This window comes from Streptomyces sp. PA03-3a (assembly GCF_033792735.1).
In the GTDB taxonomy this organism is placed as follows: domain Bacteria; phylum Actinomycetota; class Actinomycetes; order Streptomycetales; family Streptomycetaceae; genus Actinacidiphila.
The window spans coordinates 256,988-274,525 of sequence record NZ_JARAVM010000003.1; the positions used below are offsets into that span (position 1 = coordinate 256,988).

Annotated in this window: 20 protein-coding genes and 1 pseudogene; 10 read left to right on the forward strand and 11 right to left on the reverse strand. The window is 73.9% G+C overall.

Features of this window, described 5'->3' with window-relative positions; genetic code table 11:
• Positions 1–313: 313 nt before the first annotated feature.
• Entirely contained in the window at positions 314–826 is a 513-nt protein-coding gene (locus PV342_RS05030; protein WP_500315913.1) for a 4-hydroxylaminobenzoate lyase, read from the reverse strand.
• A gap of 368 nt (positions 827–1,194) precedes the next feature.
• Between PV342_RS05030 and PV342_RS05035 the strand changes: the two genes are divergently transcribed.
• Positions 1,195–2,238 (forward strand): PP2C family protein-serine/threonine phosphatase, encoded by a 1,044-nt coding sequence (locus tag PV342_RS05035; RefSeq protein ID WP_500315915.1) that lies wholly within the window; start codon positions 1,195–1,197, stop codon positions 2,236–2,238.
• Positions 2,239–2,260: 22 nt separating this feature from the next.
• Here the strand turns inward: PV342_RS05035 and PV342_RS05040 are convergent, their stop codons facing one another.
• Both PV342_RS05040 and PV342_RS05045 read right to left on the reverse strand, forming a co-directional pair.
• The gene (locus tag PV342_RS05040; RefSeq protein ID WP_500315917.1) at positions 2,261–2,896 is read right to left on the reverse strand and encodes a nitroreductase family protein; all 636 of its coding nucleotides are present in this window, start codon (positions 2,894–2,896) and stop codon (positions 2,261–2,263) included.
• Positions 2,897–3,051: 155 nt separating this feature from the next.
• Positions 3,052–3,720 (reverse strand): TetR/AcrR family transcriptional regulator, encoded by a 669-nt coding sequence (locus tag PV342_RS05045; protein ID WP_361008464.1) that lies wholly within the window; start codon positions 3,718–3,720, stop codon positions 3,052–3,054.
• Between the two features lie 157 nt (positions 3,721–3,877).
• On the opposite strand from PV342_RS05045, the gene PV342_RS05050 reads away from it, so the two are divergent.
• A complete protein-coding gene (locus PV342_RS05050) occupies positions 3,878–4,756 on the forward strand; it encodes an alpha/beta fold hydrolase (RefSeq protein WP_386995009.1) in 879 nt (292 codons plus the stop codon).
• Positions 4,757–4,807: 51 nt separating this feature from the next.
• On the opposite strand, the gene PV342_RS05055 is transcribed toward PV342_RS05050, so the two are convergent.
• Positions 4,808–6,085 (reverse strand): FAD-dependent oxidoreductase, encoded by a 1,278-nt coding sequence (locus PV342_RS05055; RefSeq protein WP_400801130.1) that lies wholly within the window; start codon positions 6,083–6,085, stop codon positions 4,808–4,810.
• 61 nt (positions 6,086–6,146) lie between these two features.
• Here PV342_RS05055 and PV342_RS05060 point away from each other — a divergent pair, with 61 nt between their 5' ends.
• Positions 6,147–7,370, forward strand: coding sequence for a cytochrome P450 family protein (locus tag PV342_RS05060; RefSeq protein WP_386995005.1), 1,224 nt, complete (start codon positions 6,147–6,149; stop codon positions 7,368–7,370).
• A 96-nt stretch (positions 7,371–7,466) separates the two neighbouring features.
• On the opposite strand, the gene PV342_RS05065 is transcribed toward PV342_RS05060, so the two are convergent.
• The 3 genes from PV342_RS05065 to PV342_RS05075 form a co-directional block, all read right to left on the reverse strand.
• Complete coding sequence (locus tag PV342_RS05065) at positions 7,467–7,937, reverse strand: SPW repeat protein (protein WP_400801133.1); 471 nt, start codon at positions 7,935–7,937, stop codon at positions 7,467–7,469.
• 206 nt (positions 7,938–8,143) lie between these two features.
• Positions 8,144–8,533, reverse strand: coding sequence for a hypothetical protein (locus PV342_RS05070; protein ID WP_400801135.1), 390 nt, complete (start codon positions 8,531–8,533; stop codon positions 8,144–8,146).
• Complete coding sequence (locus PV342_RS05075; protein ID WP_089225586.1) at positions 8,530–8,814, reverse strand: ribbon-helix-helix domain-containing protein; 285 nt, start codon at positions 8,812–8,814, stop codon at positions 8,530–8,532. The genes PV342_RS05070 and PV342_RS05075 overlap by 4 nt, the downstream gene beginning before the upstream one ends.
• Before the next feature lie 126 nt (positions 8,815–8,940).
• On the opposite strand from PV342_RS05075, the gene PV342_RS05080 reads away from it, so the two are divergent.
• From PV342_RS05080 to PV342_RS05095, 4 genes are all read left to right on the forward strand, one after another.
• Positions 8,941–9,603, forward strand: a complete 663-nt coding sequence (locus PV342_RS05080; protein ID WP_400801137.1) for a maltokinase N-terminal cap-like domain-containing protein — start codon at positions 8,941–8,943, stop codon at positions 9,601–9,603.
• Positions 9,604–9,687: 84 nt separating this feature from the next.
• Positions 9,688–9,897, forward strand: a complete 210-nt coding sequence (locus tag PV342_RS05085; RefSeq protein ID WP_400801139.1) for a hypothetical protein — start codon at positions 9,688–9,690, stop codon at positions 9,895–9,897.
• A gap of 138 nt (positions 9,898–10,035) precedes the next feature.
• Complete coding sequence (locus tag PV342_RS05090; RefSeq protein ID WP_400801141.1) at positions 10,036–10,830, forward strand: SDR family NAD(P)-dependent oxidoreductase; 795 nt, start codon at positions 10,036–10,038, stop codon at positions 10,828–10,830.
• Between the two features lie 153 nt (positions 10,831–10,983).
• Positions 10,984–11,442 (forward strand): GNAT family N-acetyltransferase, encoded by a 459-nt coding sequence (locus tag PV342_RS05095; RefSeq protein ID WP_400801143.1) that lies wholly within the window; start codon positions 10,984–10,986, stop codon positions 11,440–11,442.
• Positions 11,443–11,552: 110 nt separating this feature from the next.
• Here the strand turns inward: PV342_RS05095 and PV342_RS05100 are convergent, their stop codons facing one another.
• From PV342_RS05100 to PV342_RS05110, 3 genes are all read right to left on the reverse strand, one after another.
• Complete coding sequence (locus PV342_RS05100; RefSeq protein ID WP_400801145.1) at positions 11,553–12,296, reverse strand: hypothetical protein; 744 nt, start codon at positions 12,294–12,296, stop codon at positions 11,553–11,555.
• A gap of 88 nt (positions 12,297–12,384) precedes the next feature.
• Positions 12,385–12,549, reverse strand: coding sequence for a hypothetical protein (locus tag PV342_RS05105; RefSeq protein ID WP_400801147.1), 165 nt, complete (start codon positions 12,547–12,549; stop codon positions 12,385–12,387).
• Positions 12,546–13,856, reverse strand: a complete 1,311-nt coding sequence (locus tag PV342_RS05110; protein ID WP_400801149.1) for an amidohydrolase family protein — start codon at positions 13,854–13,856, stop codon at positions 12,546–12,548. Before PV342_RS05110 ends, PV342_RS05105 begins: the two co-directional genes overlap by 4 nt.
• A 99-nt stretch (positions 13,857–13,955) precedes the next feature.
• Here PV342_RS05110 and PV342_RS05115 point away from each other — a divergent pair, with 99 nt between their 5' ends.
• Together PV342_RS05115 and PV342_RS05120 are read left to right on the forward strand one after the other, a co-directional pair.
• Positions 13,956–14,714: an IclR family transcriptional regulator gene (locus PV342_RS05115; protein WP_400801152.1), complete on the forward strand. Its 759-nt coding sequence runs from the start codon at positions 13,956–13,958 to the stop codon at positions 14,712–14,714.
• Positions 14,711–15,661 (forward strand): ornithine cyclodeaminase family protein, encoded by a 951-nt coding sequence (locus tag PV342_RS05120; protein WP_400801156.1) that lies wholly within the window; start codon positions 14,711–14,713, stop codon positions 15,659–15,661. The genes PV342_RS05115 and PV342_RS05120 overlap by 4 nt, the downstream gene beginning before the upstream one ends.
• Before the next feature lie 129 nt (positions 15,662–15,790).
• On the opposite strand, the pseudogene PV342_RS05125 reads toward PV342_RS05120, so the two are convergent.
• A pseudogene (locus tag PV342_RS05125) lies at positions 15,791–16,111 on the reverse strand (RNA-guided endonuclease TnpB family protein); the annotation flags it as partial.
• Between the two features lie 182 nt (positions 16,112–16,293).
• Here PV342_RS05125 and PV342_RS05130 point away from each other — a divergent pair.
• On the forward strand, positions 16,294–17,505 hold the full coding sequence (locus tag PV342_RS05130; RefSeq protein WP_400801392.1) for a CaiB/BaiF CoA transferase family protein: 1,212 nt from the start codon (positions 16,294–16,296) through the stop codon (positions 17,503–17,505).
• Positions 17,506–17,538 lie beyond the last annotated feature (33 nt).

Consider the following 17,538-nt stretch of genomic DNA (forward strand, 5'->3'; position numbering starts at 1 on the left):
CCGCCGGGGTGCGTACGGCCGGGCGCTCACCGCTCGCCAACTTGTCTGCATGGCGCACATGGTAGGGCCGCCCGAGGCCGGAACGGCCGGGGGCCCGCGCGGCCCCGCCGGTCACGCACGGCGCGCGGACCGGCGGTTGAGGGCGGTGCCGTCGGCGGCCAGGGTGAGCCGGGTCCCGTCGCCCCGGCAGCCGTGCCGGCACTCCCGGCGGGCACGGCCTTCGGGTTCCAGGACGAGAAGCGAACGCTGCGGATGGGCGGCCGTCGGGCGCGGCCTGCCGGGGCTCCGCCTCGGCGCCGGCGTGAGTGACGTCCTAGTCCACGGGCGGCGCGGTGACGTCGTACGAGATGCGCCCGGCGGGCAGGTAGAACAGCGCGATGAGGGCGCCGCCGCGGACCTCCGGGTAGTGGTGGCTGCCGGGGGCGGGGGCGGTCCAGCCCGGGCCCTGCCAGCCGCTGGGGCCGGCCAGCTGCGCGTCCGGGTCGACGGGGGCCACGAGGTTGATCTCGCCGTAGGGGTGGGCGTGGTACTGGCCCCGGAAGCGGGCCTGGCTGTTCATGTACACGGCGGTGATGCTGAAGTACCGCGTCTCCGCCGACGGCGGTGCGATGAGGCTGCGCCGGTAGTTCGGGCCGTCGACCTCGATGTTCGCGGCCCAGCCCTCCTCGACGCCGCGCTTGATCAGGCGCGAGAGGTGCCCGTACAGCTCGCCGTGCGGGCCGTGGGTGGCGTTCAGCCAGTCCTCCAGCTCCTTGCCCGGGGTCCGGTTCCTGACCGCGTCCAGGAACGGGATGCTGCGCTCCATGAGCTCTCGCTCGTGATCCATCGTCCGTCCTCCTGCCCGGGATGGCGGTCGCACCCCGTCGGAGCCAGCGTGGCAGCGAGTTTCATTACAGTCAACACATGTAATGCAATCCATTCGACCACAGGGAACCCCTACGTTGCGATTTCCGTTACAGTCCCTAGATGTAATGAAATGTTCACCTTCACACCCCCGTCAGGCGCGGGTGGAGGGCCAGGCAGGAGGTCAGCCCGGTGCACAGGTCCACACGGCGTGCGGAACGGCCCGCACCCGTCCCGATCGGCGCGGGAACACCTCAGGGCCACCCCGCCAGGGGCCGCCCGGCGCCCCGCAGCCGGCAGCGGGCCGGGTACTGGCGGGCGTTGCGGCGGTCCGAGACGGGCGCCCCCGCCATGCTCGTGCTCATCATCACGGCGATCGGTTTCGTCGCGCCCTCCGACGTCCACCTGGCATCCCTGCTCATCGCCGCGCCCGCCCTGATGGCGGCGATCTCGACGGCGCGCGCCACCTGCGCGGTGGCCGCACTGTCGGTGGCGGCCGCGGTGACCTGCGACGTCCACGACGGCCTGCTCCGCTCCCCCGTCCTCCCGACGCACATCGCCGCCCTGATGGTGGTCTCCGCCTTCCTCGTCGCCTTCTGCAGCACCCGCGACCGCAACCGCCGGGAGGCGAGCCAGTTGCGGGCGGTCTCCGAGGCGGCACAGCAGGTCGTCCTGCGACCCCTCCCCCGCCGGATCGAGGACCTGAGGGTCGCCTCGGCGTACCGGGCGGCGGAAAGAATGGCCGAGGTCGGCGGCGACCTGTACGCCGCGGCGCGGACGCCGTACGGCGCCCGGCTGCTCATCGGCGACGTCAAGGGCAAGGGCCTGCAGGCCCTGGACGACACGGCGGCGCTGCTCGGCGCCTTCCGCGAGGCGGCGCACCAGCACCGCACCCTGCCCGGCCTGGCCGCGGCGCTCGAGGGCAGCGTGCGCCGGCATGTGGCCGAGGCGTCCGCGACCGACGCCCACGCAGCGGAGCGGTTCGTCACCGCGCTCCTGGTGGAGTTCCCGCACTGCGGGGGGCTGGTGCGGACGGTCAGCTGCGGGCACCCCTTGCCGCTGCTGCTGCGGGACGGCCGCATCACCTCGCTCACCTGCCCGGCGCCGGCGCCGCCCCTCGGACTGGCCGGTCTCGACCCGGCCGACTTCCAGGAGGACAGCTTCGCGCTCGCCCCGAACGACCTGCTGCTGCTCTACACCGACGGACTCGCCGAGGCCCGGGACCGCTCGGGCGCCTTCTATTCGGTGGCCGACCGCGCGATCCCCCGGGACGCGTCCGCGTGCGACCCGGATTCGCTGCTCGAGGAGGTCCTGGCGGACCTGCTGCGCCACACGGAGGGACGGCTCAACGACGACGTGGCGCTGGTGGCCGTGCAGTGCCCGCCCGCCGTCTGACACACGGCGACGGCGACGTCGCTCAGGACGCAGGGGGATCGAATTCGATGCGGGCGCCCTCCGTGCCCGGCGGCCACAAGGGCTCGGGCACACGGGCGCCGAACGACGCGCCCCATCGGTTGCGCGACGAGACCTCGTGGACCGGACGCCGGTTCGCCGCGACCCCCCAGCGGCCCAGCGGGTACCCGAAGGCGAACATCGCGATCTGCCGCCAGCCGTCCGCGGTGGGCACACCCAGCAGGTCGCAGACGGCGCCCGCTTCGTAGCGGAGCACCGTGGTCAGCACGCCCCCGACGCCCTCGGCGCGCGCGGCCGGCAGTGAGCTCCAGATGGCCGGGTAGATGTTCGCGCCGCCGTGGTCGTCGACCGCGAACACGAAGACCAGCAGGGGGATCTCGGTGAAGTGCTCGGTGAAGTGGTCCCCGGACCTCTTGATGCGCGCCAGGGACTCCGCCCGCTGCGCGGCGTCCTCGTGCGGTGCCGCGCCGAGCCGGCCCGCCGCGATGTCGGCGTACTCCTGCTGCCGGCAGGACTCGTAGAGCACGGCGAGCCGCGCCTTGAGCCCGGGGTCGTCGACGGCGAGGAAGTGCCAGCGCTGGGCGTTGCCGCCGTTGGGCGCGCGAATCGCGGCGTCCAGGATTCGGTACTGGCTCTCCAACGGATGGGGTCCGGCTTCATGCGGCGCATGATGCGGGTCGTGTAGAGGGCCTCGTGAACGTCCACCGGTCGGCTCCTGGAGCGTGGGCGACAGTTACGTTACAAATACTGAACGTAACACGAACCACTGTGGCCCACCCACGCCCCGCGGCCCCGTCAGCCGGCGTCCCCCGGATGCGCGGCGATGGCGGGCCAGAGGGTGCCGACGACGCGGTCCGCCACGTCCGCACCGGAACCGCCGGTGCGCAGGTAGTCGGCGAAGTAGCTGCCGAAGCAGAGCGTCACGACGGTGTCGACGTCGACGTCCTCCCGGATCTCGCCCCGGTCGCGGAGCCGCAGCAGGATCTGCGTCAACTCTCCGCACCGGGGGCGCACGCCGTGCTCGCGCAGTTGCTCCAGCAGGCCGGGGGCGCGTTCGACCTCCGCCATGAAGTTGCCGTGCAGGGCCATCGCGCCCCTGTTGTGGTAGCGCGGGTCGAGGCGGCGCACCGCCTCCCGGAACGCCTCGACCGCGGGCAGCGTGTCCATGTCGACGTCCGGGTACGCCTCGCGCTGGGCACGGAAGCCGTACGCGAGGGCGTCGACGACCAGGTCGTACTTGTTGGCCCACCGCCGGTACAGCGTGGGGCGGGTGACCCCGGCGTCGGCGACGATGTCCCCGATGGTCATCTGCGAGTAGCCGTCGGCTACCAGGCGCTTGCGGGTCGCCCGGATGATGGCCTCCTCGATGGCCGGGTCCCGCGGCCGGCCCCCGGCCCGCGAGCCGGCGCCACGGCCGGTCTCCTTGCCGTCCCCGGCGATCCCGGCGCGGTCCTCGCCGCTCATCCGCGTCCTCCCTTGACGGCCGTTACATTACATAAGCGTAATGTAACGGTCCCGCGGGAGGCATGTCAGCGCCGGAGGGTGCCGAGCGGGGAGGGCGCGGCTATCGTACCGACTGGACGGTATGAGCCGATCCCCCGCGAGCCCCAAGGAGCCCCGCATGCCGCGCGCGAAATCCAACGGAATCGAGCTCGAGTACGACACCTTCGGCAGCCCCGGCGATCCGGCGCTGCTGCTCGTCATGGGCCTCGGTGCGCAGATGACCCTGTGGCGGCCGGAGTTCTGCGCCGCGCTCGCGGACCGCGGCTTCTTCGTCGTGCGCTACGACAACCGCGACGCTGGGCTGTCGACCGGTCTCGACGAGCACCCCGTCCCGGACATCGGCGCCGTCCTGTCCGGCGACCGCTCCGGCGTCCCGTACCTGCTGGCCGACATGGCCGACGACGCCGTCGGGCTGCTGGACGCGCTGGACATCCGCGCCGCGCACGTCGTCGGCGCCTCGATGGGCGGCATGATCGCCCAGCAGCTGGTGATCGACCACCCCGACCGCGTGCTGTCCCTGTGCTCGGTCATGTCCACCACCGGCGACCGGTCGGTCGGCCGCGCCTCGGCGGCGGCCATCGCGGCGATGCCCGGCTCGAACGGCGTCCCCCTGACACGCGAGGCCGTCATCGACGAGGCGGTGCGCCGGGCCGCGGTGATCGGCTCCCCCGCCTACCCCCCGGCTCCCGAGGAGCTGCGCGAGCGCGTGACCGCGGCCTACGACCGCGCGTACCGGCCGGAGGGCTACGTGCGCCAGTACGCCGCGATCCTGGCCTCCCCCGACCGCACGCCGGGCCTGCGCTCGGTGACGGTGCCGACGGTGGTCGTGCACGGCGAGGAGGACCCCCTGGTCGACCACAGCGGCGGCCGGGCCACGGCGGCCGCGGTCCCCGGCAGCGAGCTGCTGCTGATCCCAGGCATGGGCCACGACCTGCCGGAGCAGGTGTGGCCGGCGGTCGTGGACGCGATCGCCCGCAACGCGGCCAGGGGCATCTGAGCCCGGACGCCCTCGCCGAACCCGGCCCCTCCCGCGGGAAGGGGCCGGGTCCTACCGCACGGACGCCGCGGGCGGGCGCTCGCGCAGGGCGCCGTAGGCGATGAAGTACGCGGGCAGGCGCTTCAGCCAGGGCGTGGAGTTGAGCAGGCCGGCGAGCCGCCGGGCGCGGTCGGCGTCGCCGAGGGGGGAGGTTCCGGCCAGCACAGGGGCGATGAAGCGGCGGTGGGCCAGGCGCTGCAGTGCCTGGGTGGCGGCCGCGGTCGGCCACCGGCGGAGCTGCACGGCGCGCACGTCCCGCAGCCCGACGCTGCCGCGGCGCAGCGGCTCCACGAGAAGGCGGGCGGTCGCGACGGCGTCCTCGACCGCGAGGTTGATGCCGATCCCGAACACGGGCGACATCGCGTGGGCGGCGTCGCCGATGCACAGCAGACCCGGACGGTGCCAGCGCTCCAGCCGGTCGCAGCGTACGTCGAGGAGCTTGACCTCGTCCCAGGAGCGCACCGCGCGCACGCGGTCGCCCAGCCAGGGCACGGCGGCCGAGAACGCGGCGAGGAAGCGCTCGAGGCCCGCGGCCCGGCGGTCGGGGTCGCTGCCCTTGGGGATCAGCGCGGCGCACTGCCAGTACTCCCCGCGGTCGATCATCGCGGTGAGGAAGCGGTCGCCCACCCCGGCCACCAGCCCCTGCGGGTCGCCCGGGTGCCGCGGCACCCGAAACCACCACGCGTCCATCGGGCAGCCGAACTCCCGCAGGCCCAGTTCCGGCCGCGAGCGCGCCAGTGAGCCCCGGCCGTCGCAGGCCACGGTCAGGGTGGCCCGCAGTTCGCCGTCGCGGCCGTCCGCGGTGCGGTAGCGCACACCCGTGATCCGGCCGCGCTCCTCGATGAAGGAGGTCGCCTCGGTGTCCATGCGCAGCGTGAACGCCGGCTCGCGTCCCGCCTCCTCCGCCAGGAGGTCGAGCAGGTCCCACTGCGGCACCATCGCCACGTAGTTGTACGGGCCGCTCAGCGTGCCGACGTCCGAGACGGTGACCAGGGACCGCCCGGGGCCGATCGGCAACTGGACCGTGGTGAGGCGGCGTTGCGGCAGCGCGGCGAAGCGCTCGGCCAGGCCCAGCTCGTCCAGCAGGGCGAGGGTCGAGGGGTGCACGGTGTCGCCGCGGAAGTCGCGCAGGAAGTCGCCGTGCCTCTCCAGGACGGTGACCTCCACGCCTGCCCTGGCCAGCAGCAGGGCGAGCACCATGCCCGCCGGGCCACCGCCCACCACACAGCACGTCGTCCGCTCCGTCACCCCGCCGTCCACCGCCGTCCCCGACTCGACATAACCGGACATATTACCCTTGAACGGTGCACATTGATGCCGTCATGAAGTGCCACGCACTCCCGGAGGCCTGATGAGCCAGCAGCCGGTCACCCTGCCCTTCACCGATCCGGCGTTCGTCGCCGATCCCTTCCCCCTCTACCGGGAGCTACGCCAGGAGGGCCCGGTCCGCCGCGCGGTCGTCCAGGGCGAACTCGAGGCCTGGCTGGTCACCCGGTACGAGGACGGCCTGGCGGCCCTCACCGACCCGCGGCTGAGCAGCGACGTCCGCGATGCCGCGGACCCGCGGCTCATGGAGCGGCTGCCGACCACCGAGCGCGAGTCGATGATCCGCACGATGCTGCGCGCCGACCCGCCCGACCACACCCGGCTGCGCCGGCTGGTCTCCAAGGCGTTCACCGCCCGGCGCGTGGCCGAACTGGAGCCCCGCGTCCAGGCCATCGCGGACGAACTCCTCGACGCGATCGTCCCGGCCGGGCGCGCCGACCTCGTCGAGGACTTCGCGGTGCCGCTGCCCGTCACGGTCATCAGCGAACTGCTCGGCGTGCCCGTCTCCGACCGCTTCGACTTCCAGCGGTGGACCGACGACATGGTCCTCCAGGGGCCCCAGCCGCCGGACCCCGCCAAGATCGAGGCGGCCTGGCAGCAGATGCACGGCTACCTCACCGCGCTGCTGGACGCCAAGCGGGCGCACCCCGGGGACGACCTGCTCAGCGCCCTGATCGCCACCCACGACGACGAGCAGCGGCTGGACCGGCACGAACTGATCTCGATGGCCTTCCTGCTCTTGGTCGCGGGGTACATCACCACCGTCAACCTCATCGGGAACGGCATCGCCGCGCTGCTCACCCACCCCGAGCAGCTGCGCATGCTGCGCGAGGACCCGGAGCTGCTGCCCGGCGCGATCGAGGAGTTCCTGCGCTACGACGGACCGGTCAACCCGGGCATCGCACGCTTTGCCCGCGAGGACCTGACCATCGCCGGGGTGGCGATCCCGCGCGGCGCGACCGTGCTGGTCGCCTCCGCCATCGCCGACCGCGACCCGGCGCGGTTCGCCGACCCGGACCGCCTCGACGTCACACGGGCGGACAACGCCCACCTCGCCTTCGGCCACGGCATCCACTACTGCCTGGGCGCGCCGCTCGCCCGGCTGGAGGGCAGGATCGCGATCGGCACCGCCCTGCGCCGCCTGCCCGGCCTCGCGCTCGCCGTGCCGCAGGAGGAGCTGCGCTGGCGGCCGCGCGTGCTGCGCGGCCCCTCGCGGCTGCCCGTCACCTTCGGTTCCGCACAGGGATAGAACGGGGCGCCGGGTGGCCGGGGCACCCGCACACGCGGACCGCCGGGCGAGCACGCGAGGGGCTCGCCCGGCGGAGCGGATTCCGGCGGGAGCCGGTCAGATGCGTGAGCCTCCCGTGGGGCCCCTCATGTCCGAGGACTTCCCCCGGCCGGTGCCCGGCCGCATCGAGGCCGCCGCCAGCGCGAGCAGCAGCGCGATGACGCCGACGACCACGTTGTTGACGATCGTGCGCGTCGTGCTGACGTCCCCCGCGATGCACCAGGGCGAGATGATCGTCCACAGCCCGATGACGGCCGCGGCCCACGCCATGGAGTGGGTGCGCTCGAAAGCCCTGCCCACGCCGCCCATGAGCATGGCGTACGCGATGCCGGCGATCAGGTTGCCGACGGCTATCGTCGACAGGCCGTTGAAGCCCACGATCCAGGGGGACGCCGCCAGGTAGGTGCCTGTCACCAGGCCCATCGCCTCGATCGCCTGACCCCGGTTGGTGGCGGTCGTCCGTTCGTACTCCGCGCGCAGCGCCAGCAGGTCGGGGTGCTGCTCGATACTCGGTCGCGTAGAGGCCATCTAAACCATCCCCACTCATTTCGGACCTTTCACCCCCACACTTACCCACGTGGCGGCGGCCGAGACGTGGAGATTCCCGCGGGAAGGCCGAAAGCCCGTCCGACGGGCCTTCCCCCGCCGTTCAGGCCTTCCGCCCCGGTTCCGCGGAAGCTGCGGACGCAACGCCCGGCTCACGGGCAGGGCGCTCCGCAGGCCCGCCGCGGGGATCAGTCGATCTGCTCGGTGTCGATCCGGGCGTCCACTCGCTTGTACGCGTCGGGTTGCTGGGTGAGGACCGGCAGGCCGGTGGAGAGCGCCAGGTGGGCGGCGTGGGCGGTGGCGATGTCCGTCGCCCGCTCGTGGGCGATCTGCGCGACGGACCAGCAGGTGGCCTCGCCGAGCGCCCGGAAGACGAAGCACGGCGCCGCCAGGGCGTCCTGGAGGCGTTCGTACACCTCGCCGAGGACCGACTCGGCCAGTCCCTGCGCGAAGGGGACCGCCGGGACGTACAGCGGGACCGCCGTCTGCGCCGAGCGGATGACCCGGGCGACCATGTAGGGCCGCCCCAGAGCCAGGGCGCGGACGGCGGTGTGGTCGAGGATGTACCCGCCGCTCACGCCGCCTGACCCGGGTCGGCGGAAGGAGCGGTCTCGAAGCCGCGCCTGGCGTCGGCGGAGGCGACGGCCTCGAGGGCGGCCTCCCACTCGCCGGGGTGGTCCTGGCGGGCCCGGGCGGCGAGCCAGTCGACGGCGCGCAGGGCGCGTTCGGTGCGCTGGAGCCGTTCGGTGACGGCCGCCTCGATGAACGCGGACCGGTTGCCGCCGGGGCCGCCGGCCAGCTTGTCGACGGCGGCGACCGTGTCCTCGTCGAGCGTGATGGTGACCTTCTGTTTCGCCATACCGTCACCTTACCGGTGTATGGCCGAACAGGCGCCGATCGTCACCCGGCCGGGCGACCGCGTCGTGTCGGAGAAGGATGGGACGATGTCCCCCGCACGCACGGACTCAGGGGAGGCTCCACCGGTATGTCGCTCATCCACCGCACGACACTGACACCGACCAAGCTGGAACTGCTCACCGACTGGCTCCCCCGGCAGCCCTGGTACGCCGGCTCGGGGCGGCGGCCGGAGCTCGCCAAGGCCGGCGGCTTCCGCCTGGACGACCCCCTGGGCGAGGTCGGGGTGGAGTTCATGGTCGTCACCGACCAGGACGGCGCCGCCTACCATGTGCCGATGGCCTACCGCGGCGCGCCGCGGGCCGGCGCCGAGGCCGCCCTCATCGGCACCACGGAGCACGGGGTGCTCGGCAGGCGCTGGATCTACGACGGCGCCCACGACCCGGTCGTGGTGGCCCAGTTGATCGCCCTGGTGCGCGGTGAGGCCGAGGCGCAGGCCCAGAGCGTCAGCGACACGCCCGACCCGACCGTCGCCCGCCACTACGCCGGGCCGGCGGGCGCCGTGTCCGGCGCCGGATCCGTCACCGACGGCCCGCAGGCCACGACCGACGTCACCGTCGACGCCGGACCGGCCGGCCGCCTGGTCCTCCGCGTGACGCGCGCCCTGCGGCCCGGTGCGGCCGACGACGGGGCGGGCGATGTGCTGGGCCACGTCGAAGCCCCCTGGCAGCAGCCGGACGGCACCGGGGCCCGTGCCGTCCTCGCGAGCCTGCGGAAGGCCGCGGACGGCTGATCCCCGGGACGGTGACCACCGAACGGCGGTACACGGACCGCGAGTTCGCCGCCCTCCCGGCATGAAGATCATGGGGGGCCGGACATGGGAGCCGTCTGCGGGGTGTTCACCTCGCTCGCCGACGCGCTGTCGTCCCCGGACACGGCGCTCGGGCGCGCCCGCCGGACCACCCTGGTGGACGCCGGCGCGGGCCCCCTCACCCGGGCGGCGTTCGCGGTGTTCCTCGGACCGCTGCCGGGATGGCGGGGCCCGCCGTCCGGCGCGCCGGACCGACGGGCCCCCTGGCCGCGTTGACGGTGCCGGATGCGTGCCGTCAGGGCCCGGTGACCAACTGCGGTCGCTCGCCGCGCGGCGGGATGCGGCCGGGCGGAGACTGGGAGGAGCACACTCGTGCCGCCGTGATCGCCGACCGGCTCGCCCCAGGGAGCGGACATGCGCATCGACCTCACCGGACGGACCGCCTTGGTGACGGCATCGACGCAGGGCATCGGAGCGGCCGTCGCGGCCGGGCTCGCGCGTGCGGGAGCGCGCGTGGGCGTGAACGGCCGCGACCCGGAGCGGGTGGACCAGGCCCTGAAGGAGCTGCGGGACGAGCTGCCGGACGGCGAGTTCGTCGCCGTCGGAGCCGACGTGGCCACCGACGAGGGCGCCGAACGGGCCCGCGAGACGGTGCCGGACGTCGACATCCTCGTCAACAACCTCGGCGTCTTCGGCGCCAAGGACGCACTCGACATCGACGACGCCGAATGGCGCCGGTACTTCGAGGTCAACGTCCTGTCCGCGGTGCGCCTCACGCGGATGTACATGCCGCGCATGCTGGAGCAGCACTGGGGCCGCATCCAGTACATCTCCAGCGAGTCCGGCGTGGCGATCCCCGTCGAGATGATCCAGTACGGCATGACCAAGACGGCCATGCTCGCCCTCGGCCGCGGCTTCGCCAAGAAGGCCGCGGGATCGGGCGTCACGGTGAACTCGGTCCTGGCGGGCCCGACCCGCACCGCGGGGGTGGAGGAGTTCGTCCGGGGGCTGGTCGGCAGCGAGCTGCCCTGGGACGAGGCGCAGCGTGTCTTCATGCGCGAGCACCGCCCGCAGTCCCTGCTGCAACGCCTCATCGAGCCGGCGGAGATCGCCAACATGGTGGTGTACCTCAGCTCCGACCTCGCCTCGGCCACCACGGGCGGCGCCCTGCGCGTCGACGGCGGCTGCGTGGACGCGATCGTCCCCTGAGGGGACGTCAGCGGCACGGCGGCACCGCCCGTCCCGGGCGCCCCGGCGCCTCGTCGCGGACGGCGAAGGGCACCCGAACCGGCGCCGCACGGGTCCCGTCCCGGCGGCTACGCGGCGGTGGAGCGCTCCGCACGGCGCAGTAGCCTTGCGATCATGACGGACTGGGACCTGCGGCCGGCTGCGGCCACGGACGTCGAGGCGGTGGCGGAGTTGCGGGCCGTCGTGCTGCGGGCCGACCTGGAACGGCTCGGGCGGTACGACCCGCACCGCGTACGGCAGCGACTGCGGGACGCCTTCGCGCCGGAGCACACCTGGGTCGTCGACGTGGACGGCGCCTTCGCCGGCTGTGTCGCTCTGCGGCCCGCCGTGGACGCCCGCTGGCTGGAGCACTTCTACCTGGACCCGCGTCTGCAGGGCGGCGGCATCGGAACGGCCGTACTGCGGGAGCTGCTGGAGCGGTCCGACCGGGACGGCGTCCCGGTCAGGCTCAACGTGCTGCGCGGCAGTGCGGCCCGGCGGCTGTACGAGCGGCACGGGTTCACCGTCGACACCGAGGATTCGGTCGACCTGTTCATGGTGCGCGAGCCCCGTGCCGCCACGTGCGGCGGTTGACGCACGGCGGCCGTCCGGGCGCTCCGGTCAGCCGCGCCCCGACGCGAATGTCAACCCGGTCCGGTCACGCCCGGCCGGGCCACCCCACCCGGCCATGGGCGAGTGCGCCGTCACGCCGGCGGCGGACGCATCAGTGCCAGGTCCTCGCCCCACGCGTCCAGCACGGCGCCGTGCCCGGCGCGGCGGGCCGCCGCCTCGACGCGGGCGAAGAGCTCCCGCTGCACGGACACCTCCCCCGTCGCCGAGACGGCGTCCGCGGCGTCGAGCAGCGTGCGGGTGTCCCAGCCCGGCAGCGGGTACCGGGCGAGTTCCCACTCCAGGTACTTGTTGTACGGGCGGGGGCGCCGGTCGAGGGCGAAGAGCAGTTCCAACAGGAACCCGACACTGTCGGCGGCGTCGAGCCGTGCCGCGAGCGCGTGTCCGTCGCGGTCGTTCTTGACCGAGCGGTAGAGGGAGTTGGCGTAGGCGTCGAGCCACAGACCGGCGTCCCGGGACGCCTCATCGGCGTCGAGGCGTGCCTTGGCCGCCAGGAACCGGGCGATCCCTCCCCCGAGCCGGTCCAGCACGACCCGGGCGCGGGCGAGGGCGTAACGCTCGAACCCCGGCATCCCGGCGGCGCGGAACTCCTCCAGGGAGACGATGACCAGGTCGAGTTCGGCGGTGCGGTGCCCGGCGAAGCGTGTGAGATCCGTCGTCGCCCCGTCCGCGACCACGACGTACAGGTCGTGGTCGGAATGGTCGGTGGTCATGCCCTCGTGGGCTCGCGAACCCTTGAGGACGAGGCCGACGACGGCGGGATCGGCCGCGGCGGTCTCGACGAAGGCCTCGTAGGCGAGGGGCTGCTGTGAGGTCATCGTGCGCTCTCCCGGGGATGAGGTGGGCGTGCCGGGGCGCCCGCTCCGGCACCGCTCCCGGAGGAGGCTACGCCCAGACGCGGGAGGCCTAGGCCGGGAAGTCGCCGCCGAGGATCTTCTCGATGCGCTCGGTGCGGCAGCCGCGGCGTTCCAGCAGGCGGAGGAGTTCCCGGAACTGGTCGACGCCGCGCAGGTCGACGACGGGGTTTCCCAGCTGACCCAGCGCGTTGACGATCACGGGCAAGGGGTTCACCGGCGCTCCTCGAACTCGGCGCGGTCGAAGCGGTGTCCGCGCTTGACGGTCAGCGTGATGCTGCGCAGGTTGGCGATGTCGCGCAGCGGATCCTCGTCCAGGACGGCGAAGTTGGCCAGCTTGCCCGACTCGACGCTGCCCATGGTGGCCTCGGTTCCGGCGGCGCGGGCGCCGATGAGCGTGGCGGAGCGCAGGACGTCCACGGCGGGGATGCCGCAGCGTCCGACGAGGAAGGCCAGTTCGTCGTGGAGGGCGGGGAAGGGCGCCCCGGGGGCGGTCTCGTGGTCGGTGCCGGTGGACAGGGCGACGCCCGCCCGGTGGGCCTGGGCGGTGACGGCGGCGGCGAGTTCGGTGTTGGCGCGGGCCCGGGCGGCGTCCTCGGGGCCCTCGCCCGCCAGTTCGTCGCTCTCCCACATGGCGGCGGTGGCGTCCAGGACGGTGCCCCGCGCGCGCATGGCGGCGAAGAGGCGGTCCAGGTGCGGGTCGTCCCCGGCGGCGAACCGGGCGTGGTCGACGGTGGGCTTGGTCTTGTAGCTGGTGAGCCCGTCGGGTGTGCCCTCGAAGGCGAGCAGGGTGACGTGGGAGACGGTGTCGACGCCCGCGGCGACGACCTGGCCGGGTGTCGCGGGGAAGACGGTGGCGTGGGCCCAGACGGGGATGCCCTGGCGGTGGGCCTCGGCGGTGACGGCGGCGACCAGGTCCGCGTCGAGGTCGGCGTAGACCTTGATGGCCGCGGCGTGGGTACCGCGGGCCATGGCGACGGCCAACGGCAGGTCGGTGGCGGTGGTGACGGCCTGCATCCAGGGCACTTCGCCGGGCACGGCGCCCTGCGAGACCTGGTGGGTGCGGGGGTCGTCGAAGAAGCCGGGGCCGGCCATCAGCGCGGCGTAGCGGATGTCGGGGCCGGGGATCTCGCCGACGAGGGTGGCGCGGGCGAGGTCGCCGATCTGCCGCAGGTCGTCGGCCATGTCCCGGACGGCGGTGACGCCGCCGTAGACGTGGCGGCGCAGTGCCGCCTCGGCCGCGGGGCGGTCGGGCGGGGTGGCGAGGTGCTGGTGGGTGTCGATCAGCCCGGGGATGACGAAGCGTCCGTCGAGGTCGAACACCTCGGCGTCGGCGGGGAGCCGGGGGGCGAGGTCGGCGTCGGGCGCGACCGCCGTGATCGTCTGTCCGTCGGTGACGATCGTGGTCGAGGACCGGGGCGGGCGGCCGGTGCCGGCGAAGAGGGTCGCGCCGCGGTAGACCGCGGTCGTGCCCGCGGCGGGCGCCGCATAGGGGGTGGGGGCGCCCTGGGACCGGTCGGCCATGCTCACCTCGGTTGTTGCACAGTATGTAACATCTGTATCGTTGAACGAAACGCTCGGTACTGTACTGCAGCCGCCGCGGAACGAGAAGGAGTGGCCGCGATGCCCGAGGCCCCGCGTACCGCGGTGGACAAGGCGCTCGACCTGGTCGAGGCCGTGACCCGCGCGCCGCGTCCCGTCCGGCTGACGGACCTGGCCGGCGAGGTCGGCCTGCACCGGGCGACGGCTTACCGGATCCTGCTGGACCTGGTGCGCAGGGGCTGGGTGCTGCGGGCCGGGGACCGCTACCTGCCCGGCACCGCCGTGCTGCGCATGTCGGCGGCCGCCGCGGGGAACTCGCTGACCGCCCTGGCCCGCCCGGTGCTGCGGGACCTGTCCGGCCGTACGGGGATGATGGTCAACCTCCAGGTGCCGGAGACCGACCGTGCGCGGGTGGTCGACGTCGTCCGGCCGGAACGGCTCGCCATGATCAGCCACTTGCTGGGCGAGGCGCTGCCGGTGCACCGTTTCGCGGGGCCGCTGGCACTGGTCGCGGCGCTCGACCCGGCGGCCCGCGCCCCGTACCTGCGTCCCGCGGAGGACGACGGGTACCCGCTCGACGGGGACGGAGGGCTGCTGGCGGACATCGCGCGCACCGAGCGGACGGGCATCGCCGTGGAGCGCGGACGCAACGAGAAGCTGGTCGCCTCGATCAGCTGCGCCGTGACACCGGGCCCGGGCGCGCCCGTCTGCGCGCTGACCGTCGTCGGGCCGGACGCGGAGTTCGACGAGGCCCGGCTGCCCGCCCTGGAGCAGGCGCTGCGCGACGCCGGCGAGGAGCTCCGGCGCATCCTGACCGATCCTCAGAGAGGTACGGCATGAACGGTGTCCTCGTCCTGGACCGGGCGCAGACCCGGGCCGCGCTCGACACGCGCCGCGTCGTGGACGCCGTGGCCACGGCCCTCGTCGCCCTCAGCCGCGGCAAGGTGTCGGCGCCGCCGCGGATCGCGGCCCGCACCCCTTCCGGGCTGCTGGGCGCGATGCCGGGCCATGTGCCGGGGCTGGGCCTGGCGGCGAAGCTGGTGTCGGTGTTCGGCGATCCGGCACGCCCCGGGCGCGGTGCGCACCGGGGCGTGGTCGCGTTGTTCGACGAGCACGACGGACGCCCGCTGGCCCTGATGGACGCCGAGTCGCTGACGGCGGTGCGCACCGCCGCCGCGGCCACGCTCGGGGCGCGGGTGCTGGCCCGTCCGGGGGCGCTGCGCCACACGGTGGTCGGCACCGGGGCCCAGGCTCGCGCCCAGATCGGCCTGCTGGCGGAACTCCATCCGGGCGCGGAGGTCGTGGTCGCCGGCCGGGATCCCGGGGGCGCCCGCGAGGCCGCGGCACGCCACCCCGGGGCGCGGGTGGCGGCGGACCTCGAGGAGGCGGTGCGCGGGGCCGACGTCGTCTTCTGCTGCACCGGGGCGACGAGTCCGGTCGTACACCGCTCATGGCTCGCGCCGGGCACGCACGTCAGCTCGGTCGGCGGTTCCCACGGGCCCGAGATCGACGGGGACACCGTCAGGGACGCCGTCCTGTTCGCCGAGTGGCCCGGCGCCGCCGGCTCCCCTCCCCCGGCCGGCGCCCATGAACTGCAGGGCCTCTCCGCCGGCCGCGAGGTCGTCCTGCTCGGCTCGGTGCTCGCGGGCGACCACCCCGGCCGCGGCGGGGGTGACGGGCTGACCCTCTTCAAGTCCACGGGGCACGCGGCGCTGGACGTGGCCGCCGCCCACGTCGTCCACGCCGTGGCCCGCGCGGAGGGACTGGGCACGACCGTGGACCTTTGACGTCCTCCCCGTCCTAAAGGACGGGGATTCCTGGCTCACGTGGGCTGGGGACCAGCGGTCCACCAGCGCTTACACGATCGGCACCAGCCGGGTTGAGACCAGCCCGGACCAGCATCACACGGGCGGAGTTCTTGTCCCCTTGGTCCGGGATTTCGCGAAGTCCCGGATGACCTGCTGCTGCGGCACCGAACTGCCCTGCCGCAGCCACGCCATCGACCGCCGCGCCTCAGTCAGCATCCTGTGCAACTGCGCAGGGCCACACGTGATCTTCTGCCCGCCGATCCTGTTCAAGCCATGGACCCTGCGGGGCACCGCCACACACTCGTTCCACACCCACCGGCACCGCGCCCACTCCGCCTCCAAACCGGCACCCGCCGACGACGACACCCGCAGCCGATAGATGAACCGGGCATGCACAGAACCCTCCCCGGCCGTCACTGTCGACGTCACGCCCCGGAAGCTAACAGCCCCCACCGACAATGAAGGAAGCAGTGCCGGTAGGAACGGATACACAGAGCTCCGCCGCTTCGAGGCTCCGCTCGAGGACCCATTCCTTCCCGGCCTCAAGGCCGCGGCATCCTGGGAGAAATCAGGTGAACGTTCCCGTCCGCACGCAGACCAGGAGCACGACCTTGCAGCCATCACAGCAGCAGTCACAGCGGCAGTCGGAGGGGCCGGCAGAACGGCAGCCGCTGGAGGGCGTCACCGTCGTCTCGGTGGAGCAGGCCGTCGCCGCGCCGTTCGCGACCCGCCAGCTCGCGGACCTCGGGGCCCGCGTCATCAAGGTCGAGCGGCCGGGCGGCGACTTCGCGCGGGAGTACGACAGGGCCGCCAAGGGTGAGTCCGCGTACTTCGTCTGGTGCAACCGCGGCAAGGAGAGCGTGGTCCTGGACCTCAAGCAGGAGGCCGACCGGGCCCTGCTCGACCGGATCCTGGCCGGGGCCGACGTCTTCGTGCAGAACCTCGCCCCTGGTGCCGCCGAGCGGCTGGGCCTGGGGGCGCGGGCGCTGCGCGCGCGGCATCCGCGGCTGATCTGGTGCGGTGTGTCGGGTTACGGCGACGACGGGCCCTACGCGGCGAAGAAGGCGTTCGACCTGCTGGTGCAGTGCGAGTCGGGGCTGGTGTCGCTCACGGGCACGCCGGAGAGCCCCGCGCGGGCCGGGATCTCCATCGCCGACATCGCGGCCGGGATGTACGCGTACACCGGCGTCCTCACCGCTCTGTACGAGCGTGAGCGCACGGGTGAGGGCAGCGCCTTCGACGTGGCGATGCTCGACGCGCTCGGCGAGTGGCTGGGGCAGCCGCTCTTCCACGGCCTGTACGGGAACGCGCCGCTGACCCGCAGCGGCGCCCGGCACCCGTCGATCTCGCCGTACGGCCACTACCGGGCGGGCGACGGCGGCGAGGTCTTCATCAGCGTGCAGAGCGACCGGGACTGGGTCGCCCTGTGCGAGAAGGTGCTGGAGCGGCCCGAACTGGTCCGCGACCCGAGGTTCGCGGACAATCCGCTGCGCCACGCCCATGACGACGAGCTCACCGCGATCATCGAGGAGCACTTCGCCGCCCTCGCGGCGGACGAGGCCCTGGAGCGCCTCGACGGCGCCGGGATCGCCACTGCCAGGCTGCGGTCGGTCGCGGAGTTCGCGGCCCATCCGCAGCTGGAAGCCCGCGACCGCTGGCGGGAGTTCGGCACGCCGTCCGGCCCGCTGCGCGGGCTGCTGCCGCCGGTGACGGTACGCGGGCGCGAGGCGTTGATGGGGGCGGTGCCGGCGCTGGGCGAGCACACGGACGCGGTGCGCGCCGAGTTCTCCGCCCCGCCGGAAGGGACGGGGGGCGGCCCGTGAGCGGCCACGCGGCAGTCCCGTCGGAGCGACGGC

Bases quoted from the DNA above. Each gene is read 5' to 3' on its own strand.
- PV342_RS05030 (WP_500315913.1), bottom strand. From the start codon at position 826: ATGGATCACGAGCGAGAGCTCATGGAGCGCAGCATCCCGTTCCTGGAC.
- PV342_RS05035 (WP_500315915.1), top strand. From the start codon at position 1,195: ATGCTCGTGCTCATCATCACGGCGATCGGTTTCGTCGCGCCCTCCGAC.
- PV342_RS05045 (WP_361008464.1), bottom strand. From the start codon at position 3,720: ATGAGCGGCGAGGACCGCGCCGGGATCGCCGGGGACGGCAAGGAGACC.
- PV342_RS05050 (WP_386995009.1), top strand. From the start codon at position 3,878: ATGCCGCGCGCGAAATCCAACGGAATCGAGCTCGAGTACGACACCTTC.
- PV342_RS05055 (WP_400801130.1), bottom strand. From the start codon at position 6,085: ATGTCCGGTTATGTCGAGTCGGGGACGGCGGTGGACGGCGGGGTGACG.
- PV342_RS05060 (WP_386995005.1), top strand. From the start codon at position 6,147: ATGAGCCAGCAGCCGGTCACCCTGCCCTTCACCGATCCGGCGTTCGTC.
- PV342_RS05065 (WP_400801133.1), bottom strand. From the start codon at position 7,937: ATGGCCTCTACGCGACCGAGTATCGAGCAGCACCCCGACCTGCTGGCG.
- PV342_RS05075 (WP_089225586.1), bottom strand. From the start codon at position 8,814: ATGGCGAAACAGAAGGTCACCATCACGCTCGACGAGGACACGGTCGCC.
- PV342_RS05080 (WP_400801137.1), top strand. From the start codon at position 8,941: ATGTCGCTCATCCACCGCACGACACTGACACCGACCAAGCTGGAACTG.
- PV342_RS05085 (WP_400801139.1), top strand. From the start codon at position 9,688: ATGGGAGCCGTCTGCGGGGTGTTCACCTCGCTCGCCGACGCGCTGTCG.
- PV342_RS05090 (WP_400801141.1), top strand. From the start codon at position 10,036: ATGCGCATCGACCTCACCGGACGGACCGCCTTGGTGACGGCATCGACG.
- PV342_RS05095 (WP_400801143.1), top strand. From the start codon at position 10,984: ATGACGGACTGGGACCTGCGGCCGGCTGCGGCCACGGACGTCGAGGCG.
- PV342_RS05100 (WP_400801145.1), bottom strand. From the start codon at position 12,296: ATGACCTCACAGCAGCCCCTCGCCTACGAGGCCTTCGTCGAGACCGCC.
- PV342_RS05110 (WP_400801149.1), bottom strand. From the start codon at position 13,856: ATGGCCGACCGGTCCCAGGGCGCCCCCACCCCCTATGCGGCGCCCGCC.
- PV342_RS05115 (WP_400801152.1), top strand. From the start codon at position 13,956: ATGCCCGAGGCCCCGCGTACCGCGGTGGACAAGGCGCTCGACCTGGTC.
- PV342_RS05120 (WP_400801156.1), top strand. From the start codon at position 14,711: ATGAACGGTGTCCTCGTCCTGGACCGGGCGCAGACCCGGGCCGCGCTC.